A 12237-nucleotide genomic window follows, 5' to 3' on the forward strand; every position below is an offset into this window, starting at 1 on the left:
CTGTGAAATGAAATGTTAGCTTCAAGCTAAAAAATACCGTACATAATTAATGATTTATACCAGATTAAATTTTAGTGATGATATAGTTGTAATTTGGAGCAGAACTTAAGTTCAATAGAATTTTATATTTGCCTGAACTGGCTATTTGAATATCGTTCCCTATTGCAACCAGACTTCCGGTACTGATACTATTGCTCAATTCTCCATAAGTAACAACGAGATCACCATTTGCAAATGGAATAGTCGTAAATTTAAATTTTCCTGCATTTAAATTGGCAGTTATTGACCAGGTTTTATCAATTGACGAGTAAGTCATCGCTTGTACAGAACCAGACGCAGAACCTGTTATTGCAAATTGTGTTTCAACCAAATCCAATTTATTGGTCTTTGAATCAAAATTAAATTTCCAAATGCCTGGCGATACAATCGATGTGTTGGCATTAGCCCAATTCCAGTCTGCCCATGGTCCAGAACAAGAAAAATATCCTGTTCCCGGAGAAGCTTCTTCAGTTAAATTGAATGAACCTGAAGATTTTTCAGGCCACCAACCACCATTATAATCAAAATAAACAGTCTTATCCGATTTTATCAATCCAATATTATCCCAATTGGTTCCTGTCAAATCAATGTATCCCTCAAATTTGTTGTCATAAGTGCCGGAAACGATTCTTTGTGCAGTTAATGTATTTAAGAAATATTTCTTTCCTGATGCATCTTTATCAGAAGTCTTTATAAAATACATAAAAGGGGGTGGTGTAAAATTCATTTTAACATAGTAATTATGATCTCCTCCCGCATTCGTCACTTTTATAGGCAATACATTTTTTACAAAAACAACATTGTCATTTTGTTTAACGCTGGCAGAAGCATTTTTATCAGTAAGAGAAATTTGCTTCACGATTCCGGTTGGACTTGGAATTTTTACATTTATGGATAATGTGTCGTTAAGCGTTTGACCATTGGACAACTTTGGTATTGCTGTATAATCAACTCCGTTAACTGTTAAAATCAGTGCCCCAATCGGTGATTCCAAAGTTGAATCATTCGGTAATTTATCCTCACTACAAGAAGATATAATCACTGCTAGGCACAAATAAAATATTTGAATAAATTTATTTTTCATAGTAATTGCTTTTTAAGAATATCAATAAATTGACAATTAATATCCCGGATTTTGTTTTACACCTTTCATTATAGCCAATTGATCCGTTGGTTTTGGCAACAAATAATTGTGATCATCAATAACAGAATTTGGGTACCAAACGCTCATAAGTTCTTTCAAAATATGACGGCGACACAAATCAAACCAACGATTATTTTCAAAAGCCAATTCCATGTTTCTTTCATCAAGTACCGCTTTATCAAAACTATCTTTACTTAAACCGGAAATTGGACTCAAACCTGCTCTGGTTCTAATCGAATTAATGGCCGAATAAGCAGCAACAGATGGTGCTCCATCAGCTTGGTTTGCTGCTTCTGCATAAACTAGCAAAATATCTGAATACCGAATAATAGAGAAAAATCCATCAGCAAGATCTGCAACAGGTGGACCAGCATAGCCCCCGGTATTTGTTCCTCCATCTCTTAATTTTCCAACATAAGGCTGAGCATAATCAGTATTTTGCCAATTAGTCCCATCTATCATTGTTAAGTAAAAGGTTCCATTTAGACGTTCTCCAACTGGAAATTGAGCAAGAAAACGTTTGTCGCTTTCCCAATCACCCCAGCCTCCTTCGCCATGATCCCATGGACGTACTGCTCTATTAACCCAACTACCTGTTCCGGTTGTTACATCGGCATAAAGAGTAAAAATGAATTCATTATTTGATAAACGGTTTTTCCAAAGCCACAAATCAGAAAATTTAGTTTGCAAGGAATAAACACCAGAATCCATTACTTCTTTAGCTTTGTCTCTTGCTAATGTATATTTTGAAGTATCATTTAATGGAAATCCAGCCATAGCTAAATAGACTTTTGACAAAAGTGCTTTGGCAGCCCATTTAGTTGGCCTTGATTTAAGCGCTTGGCTTGAAGGTAGTTTTAATTCTGCATCTACTAAATCCGATACAATAAATTTATAAATATCACTTACCGAAGATTGCGGCTCTGTTGAGGCCTTTATTTGATTTGATTCTGTTAGTATCGGCACTTCACCAAACCATCTAACTAAATAAAAATAATTTAAAGCTCTCATAAATTTTGCTTCACCAGTTATCGGCGAAATTTGATCGGTAGATAGTTTTGAAGTCCCTGCCAAACTTAAAGTAGTATTACAAACAGAAATACTTGAATAATGAGAATTCCACAATTGATCTGTTATTTCGTTTGGATTCCCCATCGAATTTATATTGCATTGTTCAAGCCCTTTCCATCTGCCTACTAACGTATGAACGTCTTCGGCTCCGGCTCCGGCAACATAAGGATAATCTGTACCATAGAGTTTAATTAGGGGAGTATATGCTCCAGCGAGAAAACTATTAAAATCGGTTATCGTATTAAAGAATTTATCCGCTGTAGGTTGTCCTGTAAGATCTTCTTCCAGATCCGCACAACTGCTTATCATTAGAATAGGCACAATTAATAAGCCTAATACGATTTTATATATATTAGAATTTTTCATAACTAAGATTTTAAAATATTATTAAAATGTGATGCCTAAACCTAGAATTACACTTTTTGAAGAAGGATAGACACCTCGATCAACTCCAGCTGCTACAGCATCTCTTCCCATACTTGCTTCCGGATCAAATCCAGTATATTTTGTGAAAGTCAGCAAGTTACTACCACTAACATATATCTTCGCTGCTGAAAGAAATTTAGATCTTTCTATTAATAGTTTAGAAAAATTATAGGTTAACGAAATGTTTTTCATACGGATATAGGATCCATCTTCAACCCATCTAGATGAATTTATATTTTCGCTTCCTTGAAATGCCGGAACATCTGTATCCTGATTAGTAGGAGTCCAATGTTCAGTTACAAGTGGATTGGTTGGAAAGGCATCAGAAGTAAATGACTCTCTACGAATTCTATTTTCATTGTAAATTTTATTTCCGCTTACACCTTGGAAAAACACATTAAGATCCAAGTTTTTATAAGTAAAAGTATTATTCCAGCCAAATGTTACTTTAGGTTGAGCATTTCCAATGATGGTAACATCTGAATTGTCAATTTTCCCATCTTTATTGATGTCAACATATTTAGCATCTCCAGGTTTTTTACCGTATAGTGCTGCAGTCGAAGCTTCCGACTCATTCCATACTCCAGTGTATTTAAAGCCCATAAAAGTACCCATGGGCTGACCAACCATTTGAACGAATGATCCTGCTAAACCAGGATAGTCAGCATTACTTGAATAAATAATAGTATCTGAAATACCGTCTAATGCTAAAATTCTATTTTCATTGTAATTCAAGACGAAATTAGAATTCCATTTAAAATTATCAGTGGTTACTGGTGTTCCTCCTAATGAAAAATCAAATCCTTTATTGGTAACCGTTCCCGAATTTGTCAATATTGAATTTACTCCCAATGCTACAGGCACAGTTTGCCACATCAACAAATCATCGGTTTGTTTAGAATAATATTCAGCCGAAAAATTTACTCGTCCGGCAAACAAACTGGCATCAATTCCGATGTTTTTTTCAGAAGTAGTTTCCCATTTCAGGTTAGGATTTCCTATCTGGCTTAACGTTAGTATCGGATTGTTATTAGAATCTACTGATGCATTAAATAATAATTGAGAAGAATAAGCTGGTACTGCTGAATTACCAACTGTTCCATAACTGGCTCTAAATTTTAAATCTTTGAGAAAGCCTCTCATATTTTGCATAAAAGATTCTTCCATTAAATTCCATCCAAGAGAAACAGCATAAAAATTTTGATATTTATTTCCCTCAGCAAGCTGACTGGCACCATCATATCGATCAGAAAGAGAAACTAAATATTTACTTTTATAACTGTAATTGACTCTACCCATAATTGACTCAGAAGCCGAATTGGAAAGTAAGTTATAGGGTTTTAGTATGGTTGAACCAAATGAAATACCATTATATCCTAAACCAACCGGAATACCTAAAGCCGATGAACTAAGAATTCTATTTTCTGCTTTTGTTATTTCATAAACGCTAGTAAAATCAAGAGTATGGTCTCCAAAAGTTTGATGATAAGCAAGAATATTGGTGTTTTGGAATGAATTATAGTTTGCTTCAGTTCTGCTTCCCATTACATTGCTTGCAGGCCCGGCATTAACAACTTGATTATTAAAATAACCTGTCATATCACTATTGTATTTGTATGATATTTGACTGGTAGCCTTCAAATAATTATTGAATTTATATTCAACGGTAGGTGAAACAATAAAACTTTTGCTGAATTTTTCGTTTACAATTTCATTAGCATATCCCACAGGATTATATAATGAAACAGGTCCTACTCCACCACCCGGTTGTGTATAGATGCCATCTTTTTCATAGATGTTTTTTGTTGGTGACCATTGTAATGCTGAATTGATTGCACCTTCGGAATCGCCATTACGTGCTCTGTCATTTGAATAAAAAGAGTTTAATCCTAAAGCAAATTTCTTGCTTATTTGCACTTTAAAATTAGAACGCAAGGTATATTGCTTAAAATCTGTATTGATAACAATGCCTTGTTTGTTAAGCATAGATCCGGAAACAAAATAATTAACATTATCGTTTGAGCCGCTAAAACTTAGATTGTGGTTCGTAGTGAATCCATCTCTAAAAATAGCATCTTGCCAATTAGTCCCTTGTCCCATTGCAGCAATTTCAGACGGAGAAAATAAAGCAGCCTGTCCTTTATCAATTCTATATTCATTAACTAAATTAGAATAGTCAGTTGCATTTAAGGCCGGTAATTGGCGAATTATATGATCTGCTCCTGTATAGGTGTTATAAGAAATTCGAGTACCTCCTTTTTTTCCTGTTTTGGTTGTTACAAGAATTACTCCATTTGCACCTTTTGATCCATAAATTGATAGAGATGCAGCATCTTTTAAAACTTCAGTTGATTCAATGTCATTTGGATTTAAACTTGATAAACTACCTCCCTGAACACCATCAATAATTACAAGAGGATCATTTCCGAAAGTCAATGAATTTGCTCCTCTAATACGAATTGTAGGAGTCGAAGATGGAGATCCACTTGAGTTTTGAACTATTACCCCAGCAGCTCTTCCTTGCAATGCTTCAGCAGTACTGGAACTTGGAGCTGAAAGTAATTCACTGGATTTAATGCTAGTTACAGACCCCGTTAAATCTCTTTTCTTTTGAGTTCCGTACCCTACTACCACAACTTCGTTCAAACCTGATGGAGTTTCTTTCAGTTTTATATTTATAGTAGTTTGACCTTTGGTTGACACTTCCTGAGTATCAAATCCCATGAATGACACTACAAGAATAGCGTTCTCATCTGATACTGTAAGCGAATATTTTCCGTCAAAATCAGTTGTAACTCCATTTTTTGTCCCTTTTTCAACAATATTTGCGCCTGATAATGATTGACCTTTTAAGTCGGTTACTATTCCTTTAATTTGCTTTGGGGGCGAATTAATAAAATTGGGAGTTGAAATAACGGCTTTGTTTTCCTTTCTTTTGGTCAGTAAAATCATTCGATTGTCTATTTCATAAGAATTATCAGTGCCTTTAAAAAGTAAATCCAAAATGGTGTTAATGGGTACATTCTTTACTTTTATAGTGACTTTACGATTTAAATCTACTGCCTTGGTATTAAACAAAAACTTAAATTCGCTGCTTGACTCAATTTCATCAATAATTTCTTTTACAGAAACGCTTTCTTTATTTAAAGAGAGTTTTGTTTTTTGAGAATATGACAAGCTTGCCTGCATAACAAAGCTTGCAGTGATAAAAAATAACAGTGATAGCTTCATTTTCAAATCAAATTTTAAGTTCGATGGCAATAATCCATTGGACTTTGGTGGTTTTTTCATAATTTTGGAATGTTAAATAGTGATTAATCTTTGATTTTATCACTTCACCTAATCGGGAAATGTTGGCGCATTTTCCGATTTTTTTTATCCAGATTACATACTGAATAGGTATAAAGTGACCGTTGTTAATATTAATTTTAAAGAAAACTTCAGTTCATAGGCATTGGTTTAGTGGATTATTATTTTATTCTCTACTATTTGATAATCTATTTGATAAACCTTTTTAAAATAATTGAAAACCTGTTCAATACTTTCATGGTCTGTTTCAATGGTGGCATTAAATGTTTCTTTGGAAAGATTTTTGTTATTGTTTATAATAATTACGTTATACCTTCTTTCCAATTTTTTGGAGATATTATCGAATGATTCATCTCTAAAAACTAAATTTCCAGTCATCCAGGAAGTATATAATGATGTATTCACTTTTTCATTAGAAATTTTCTTGTTCTCTTTATTAAAAGTTCCTTTAAAACCAGGAGTTAAGAAAAATTCATTTTTTCTATTAATTGTTTCAGCTGACTCAGCCATACTTACTGATCCTTCTACTAATACTACGTCAGTTGAATTATCTTCCTGGTAATTACTTACATTAAATTTGGTACCGTAAACTTTTACATCCAGTTTGCTTGCATTTACTACGAAGGCATTTTTTTTATCATGGGCTACTTCAAAAAAAGCTTCTCCCGAAAGAAATACTTTGCGGATTTTATTTTTCAAAAAAGCTATAGGGAATGTAATTGAACTTCCCGCATTTAGGTGAACAATTGTCCCATCTGACAATGTAATATTAAAACGCTTTCCGTTGGGTACGCTTAATGTATTGTATACTAATTCAGAACCTTCTCCATTACTTGTGTAAACAAGCTCTTTTCCGTTTTGTTTGCCAACTACTTTTCCATTTGCATCATACACCTTTGAAGTTCCATCTGCAGCAATGATTTTGGTATTTCCATCGCCTAGCTTTAAAGTAATTTCATTTTCATTTAAAACTAATTTTTGCTTGTTACTATTTTCATTAAAAAAGTTCTTCTGCATTAGAAAACCTATTCCCAAAAATAAAATAGCAATTGCTGCATATTTCATTACACTATACAATCTGATCTTACGTACTTTTTTCTTTTCTTTTTTTATCTCTTCGAAAAGTGCTTTTTTAACTGATTTGATATCTGGATCACCCATCGCCAGTGTAATTGCATAATGTGTTTTTACATATTCCTCGAATATCGATTGATTTTCAGGTTTTTCTATCCATTGGTTTAAAGCATCCAAATCAGCCATAGTTGCTGATTGAGAAAAGTACTTTATGATTAATATTTCAATTTCTTCGAAATCCATTTCCAGAGAGTTTTTATTTATAATACAAGGCAAAATTACAATACCCTAACTCTTTTTGATTTTTTTTTAAATATTCATTTATTTTTTTTCTTTATTATTGCCAAATAATAACTCATTTATGGACTTTGATGATAATGTAATTTTGATAAAGAGCCTTGTAGATGGCGAGGAGAAGGCTTATAAATTTCTATTGAATAAATTTCACAGAAAATTACATGCTTATGCCATGACTTTGGTTAATGATCATTCAATGGCGCAGGATATTGTACAAAATGTGTTTTTAAATACGTGGAAAAGTAGAAATAAACTTAAACCCGAATTTCCAATACAGAGTTTTTTATATAAATCTGTTTATAATGAGTTTATAAACAGTTATCAGCAGAATAAAGCTAAAATGCTACTACAGCAAAAATACTTGGAATCAATACAGAATGTTGTTGAGAATACTGATGAAAGCACTGTCGAACGAATGATAGCGTTAATTAATCAAGAAATCAAAAACCTCCCTCCAAAATGTCAGCAAATTTTCATCCTCAGTAAAAAAGAAGGACTTACCAATATTGAAATTGCTGAATATTTGGATGTCTCTATTAAAACTGTTGAGGCACAAATTAGTAAGGCGTTTAAAATTCTTAAGGAGAAATTAAAAGATAATTATAATATGATGTTGTTTTTGCTTTTTGGTTACGGAAAAGGGAATAACAGCAATTTATAATATTGGCACAAGATTTGATCGAATTTTAAATTAGCACTTAACATAAAAACATTTAATAGTACAACTCAATATAAAAGATCATCTATTCTTAAGAAAATAAAATTTGAATTTTATATTTTGACCATAGAGGGTTCGAATCAAATAATTCTGTAAATACAGGGCTTGATAAAAAATGAATAAATTTAAAAAGTAGATTTCGAACCAAAAGAATCACTAAAATAAAGTACTTGAAGAGGCTCTTTAAAAAAGGTGGTCCTTACGAACCTGTTTTCGAACCATTTTTTACAAGATTTAAAGAAGTTGGGAAATAGTTCTTAACCTAATTTTTATTATCTCTTCAAAGCAAAATGTCCTTTAAAGATTCGGCCATCTGGTAATTGAATGGAATACCAATAATCAGTGGCTGGCATTTGCTGGCCAATATAAGTGCCATCCCAACCATCATCTATCGGGTTGATTTCTTTTAGCAACTTGCCGTAACGATCAAAAATACGAACAGTTGTTTGGGTGTTAAAATCACTATTCACGCCTTTTATGTTCCATGTGTCATTGTATCCATCTTGATTAGGTGTGAAATAATTAGGTATTCCTAAAAGGGCAACTTCTTTTGGAACAATACCACAGCCATTTAAATCTTTTACATAAACAGTATGAATTCCTGCAGGAACATTAGTAAACATATTGCTAGTTTGATAATCCCCATTTTCATTATCCAGGAAAAAAACGTAATCCCCCGCTCCTTTAGCCAAAACAGTTATACTATTATCTGTTGACAAATCAACAATATTTACTTCTACACTTGCTTTATCCGATGCATTTACAGTGATGGTTCTTGTTCTGGAACAACTTTGATCGTTGGTTGTCTCCACTTTGTAAATTCCTTTTTTATTGACCGTCAAATCATAATTCGTCTCGCCCACAATTGGATTTCCGTCTAATGTCCAACTATAAGTGCAAGTTGCTTTTTGAGTCACGTCCAGTAATCCTGCATTAATAACTTTGGTAAAAGTCGGCAAATCACTGCACACCAATTCATCTCCTGTTAATTGAATTTTCGGCACCGGGTTCACCACAAAAGGAATTATTGTTGTTGCGGTACAGGAAGGATTCACAGGATTAACCACTTCCACTTTCACATTTTGTGTAGAAGTTATGAAAGGATTAGGCAACGGGCTGGAAAGAGCATTATTGTTACCATCAAAATAGTTAACCGTCATTCCGGTTTGTCCTCCCAAAATTCTGGTTTGAAAACCGGAGGTATCAAAAGCAAATTTTCCATCCTGCAAAACCGGATCTGCTTCATCATCACAAACCGTTGTCAAAGCTGCAGCAATTGGAAAAGCTTCAGGCAAATCATCGACTATAAACTGCAAAGTCGTATCAAATGAACAAGCCGTTGAAGTCATATTGGTAACAACTACTTTTAAATTTTGTGATCCGGTAATAAATGGATTAGGCAATGGACTCGGCAACTGATTGTTATTTCGGTCAAAATAAGAAACTTTGACATTCGTTAATCCGTTCAATAAAATAGTCTGAATAGCCGAAGTGTCAAATGCATAAAGCCCATCCTGATTATCATCACAATGATTTAGTTTCATCGGCTGAACAACAGGAATATGCTCCACTGTCAAAGTAATGTGGCTTCCTAGTCCTAAACAATCGTTGTTTAATCTGCTATCTACACGGATGTAAATATTTTGGGTATTTGGATAACCAATATTTCTATAATTCGAAATATCCTGAATCGCATTCTTTTCAGCCAACGCATCAGGCAAATTTCTATAATAGCTAATATCCAATTGTTGACCAACTGGAAAAATACTCTGAATTTGGTTGGTAACCCCGCTAAAATCAAAAGAAGCAATTCCATCGGTATTGGTACCCGAAACTGCATCGTCGCATTGAGTAAAATTTCTTTTAAAATTTAGCGGAATTTGTGTAGTGGAAACTATAAGGTTCACTTGGGCGATTCTAAAACACCCTTTACTGTTGGTTACCTTCGCGAATACTTTGTCCACACTGACAATTTGATTGGTATAGTTTGTTGGATTCGGAATGGGATTAGTATTGTTATTCGCATCCAAAGCCGTTTTAAAAAAAGTGATTGTTTCCGATGCTGCATTTACCGTTATCTTGTTGATTGCTTCTTCCAAATTAAAAACACTAAAACCATCAATATCATCATCGCATTGTTTTAAGTCAACAATGCTATTGATAACCGGTAACGCAAAAACTTCAATTATGAATGAAGTTACAGCAAAACAATTCGGATTGTCTTTGTTGGCTACTTTTACATAAATGGTTTCTGTTGGATTGGTATTTTGATAGGCCGTTGGGGTCAAAATAGGCTGTGTCAACCCAATATCTTTATAATACAATATCAAAAATTGTGTTGCAGATTGACCGTTTAATATTCCGTTTGCTCTTTGAGTCAAATTGAATAATGAATAACCATCTGCATCTGTTCCAACGCTGATGTTATCACAAGTAATAATCTTAGGAATCGCAGTACTTGGTTTTGGAGTATCAAAAACATCAATATTGAAAGTTGTCGTGCTTTTGCATTCCCCATTGGTTTTATTGGAAACCTCAGCAATTATAGTTTCTTGCTGATAAGGAACTTTATTAATATAATTGCTTGGAGATGGAATAGCTATTTTATTTACATAATCCACGGCATTGGCAAAATACTTAATAACGCAAACATTTGGATCTTGTCCGTTAAGAATCGTAGTGCTTTGTGTGGTCAAATCGAAGTTGAACAATCCATCATTATTAGTACCGCAAGCCAAGATATCTTGAGGCTGTGTTGCTGTAGGAATAGGCGAAATAGTAATGTCTCTTGTTTTTGTGCTTGTGCCAGTAGCACTCGTCGCCAAAACTGAAACTGTATAAGTCCCTGATCTTGTATAGACATGAGTTGGATTTCTTAATGTCGATGTATTTCCATCTCCGAAGTTCCAAATTACTGATGTAACAGGTTCAGTTGTTGTTAAAGCAAATTCAGAAGTATCACCAAAACATAATTTTTTGACGGCAAAAAATTGATTAAAAACAGAAGCACAAAACACTGGTAATCCATAAAATTGGGAACCGGCCATAGAAACTGAATCATATTGAAAATCACAGCCTAATCCCAAAATATCAGGATTATTAATTACACTTAATTTAGAAGTCCCTGAAAAAGCAGTCAAATAAATTTTACTGTTAATTCCAATCTGTAAATCTCCATTGGAATTGTATGTTTTTGCAATTTCAATTTTTGATGAGGCTATATTGGGACTTTTTAAATCAAATTGGTATAAAATACCATTTGTTGTCAATGAAGCATACAAAACTTTACTGTTTGATGAAAACTCTATGCTATAAGTTTGACCTGAATTTTCTTTCAGAATAATATTTGCATTAGAAACAGTGCCTATTGTAGTATTAAAATCAAATAATTCTACATCATATAAGAATTGATTGCACAATGCTAATTTACTGCCATCTGGAGAAATCTTCATACCTCCACTAGCATCTATTGAACCAGCCGGCGTATTATCTATAACTGATCCGGAACTACTTACCACTGGAGTACTGCTTATGCCGGAGGCAGTTACTAAATAAGAATAAAATCTATTACTGTTCCAACCATGGGTTACAACCCAATAATCGACACCGTTTGCATGTTTAACGACAGCTATTTTTTCACAGCTGGGTGTGTAAAGTAGTATATTTTTATTGGCAGTTACCGCTCCTAGCCCACCATCTAAATTCATATCTACTTCAGAATATCTAAATCCGCTATTATTCGCAACTATGTCAAGGGTAAAAACATAAAATAAATTAGATGAGCCTGGTTTTTTTAAAATAAATACCGATTGGGTTGAATAAATGCTACCTAACAAATTCATTCCATTACTCATGATTTGGTGATTTTTATTCCAAATTTTTTCGCCATTAGAATAAAATAACAAATTACCATTTCCATCTGAAACTGTTGCACAACCATGTTGCGCTGTCATTGCATTATTGGGTAAAGCAGTAACACTACCGTCAGCTAGAAATTTTATTCCGGCACGACTCCCAAAATACCAATTACTTGCTTCTTGCTGGGAGAATACAAGGGTAGTATATAGTAAAAGTGAAAAAAGTAATTTATATTTCATAAAATTAATTCTCTAAATATGTCGTTTTAACCTTGTTTATTTATATCTAGTTTACAATCTCA

The 12237-nt window shown here is 33.5% G+C and carries 6 protein-coding genes; 1 reads left to right on the forward strand and 5 read right to left on the reverse strand.

Going from position 1 to position 12237, the window contains the following annotated elements; translation table 11 throughout:
• Positions 1–64 precede the first annotated feature (64 nt).
• The 4 genes from OZP12_RS13345 to OZP12_RS13360 all read right to left on the reverse strand — a co-directional run bounded on the left by OZP12_RS13345 (position 65) and on the right by OZP12_RS13360 (position 7306).
• Complete coding sequence (locus tag OZP12_RS13345) at positions 65–1123, reverse strand: cadherin repeat domain-containing protein (protein WP_281225516.1); 1059 nt, start codon at positions 1121–1123, stop codon at positions 65–67.
• A gap of 36 nt (positions 1124–1159) precedes the next feature.
• Positions 1160–2620, reverse strand: coding sequence for a RagB/SusD family nutrient uptake outer membrane protein (locus OZP12_RS13350; RefSeq protein WP_281225518.1), 1461 nt, complete (start codon positions 2618–2620; stop codon positions 1160–1162).
• A 21-nt stretch (positions 2621–2641) separates the two neighbouring features.
• Positions 2642–5971, reverse strand: coding sequence for a TonB-dependent receptor (locus tag OZP12_RS13355; protein WP_281225519.1), 3330 nt, complete (start codon positions 5969–5971; stop codon positions 2642–2644).
• 168 nt (positions 5972–6139) lie between these two features.
• Positions 6140–7306 carry a FecR family protein gene (locus OZP12_RS13360; protein WP_281225520.1) on the reverse strand — a complete coding sequence of 389 codons (1167 nt, stop codon included), beginning with the start codon at positions 7304–7306 and terminating at the stop codon, positions 6140–6142.
• A gap of 118 nt (positions 7307–7424) precedes the next feature.
• Here OZP12_RS13360 and OZP12_RS13365 point away from each other — a divergent pair, with 118 nt between their 5' ends.
• Complete coding sequence (locus OZP12_RS13365) at positions 7425–8021, forward strand: RNA polymerase sigma factor (protein WP_281225521.1); 597 nt, start codon at positions 7425–7427, stop codon at positions 8019–8021.
• Positions 8022–8350: 329 nt separating this feature from the next.
• Here OZP12_RS13365 and OZP12_RS13370 read toward each other — a convergent pair whose 3' ends face one another.
• Complete coding sequence (locus OZP12_RS13370; RefSeq protein ID WP_281225522.1) at positions 8351–12175, reverse strand: T9SS type B sorting domain-containing protein; 3825 nt, start codon at positions 12173–12175, stop codon at positions 8351–8353.
• Positions 12176–12237: the final 62 nt, after the last annotated feature.

Origin of the sequence: Flavobacterium aquiphilum, from assembly GCF_027111335.1 — a bacterium.
GTDB classification, from domain to species: domain Bacteria; phylum Bacteroidota; class Bacteroidia; order Flavobacteriales; family Flavobacteriaceae; genus Flavobacterium; species Flavobacterium aquiphilum.

Excerpts from the sequence above, each read along its gene's own strand:
- OZP12_RS13345 (WP_281225516.1), bottom strand. The coding sequence starts at position 1,123 with ATGAAAAATAAATTTATTCAAATATTTTATTTGTGCCTAGCAGTGATT.
- OZP12_RS13350 (WP_281225518.1), bottom strand. The coding sequence starts at position 2,620 with ATGAAAAATTCTAATATATATAAAATCGTATTAGGCTTATTAATTGTG.
- OZP12_RS13355 (WP_281225519.1), bottom strand. The coding sequence starts at position 5,971 with ATGAAAAAACCACCAAAGTCCAATGGATTATTGCCATCGAACTTAAAA.
- OZP12_RS13360 (WP_281225520.1), bottom strand. The coding sequence starts at position 7,306 with ATGGATTTCGAAGAAATTGAAATATTAATCATAAAGTACTTTTCTCAA.
- OZP12_RS13365 (WP_281225521.1), top strand. The coding sequence starts at position 7,425 with ATGGACTTTGATGATAATGTAATTTTGATAAAGAGCCTTGTAGATGGC.
- OZP12_RS13370 (WP_281225522.1), bottom strand. The coding sequence starts at position 12,175 with ATGAAATATAAATTACTTTTTTCACTTTTACTATATACTACCCTTGTA.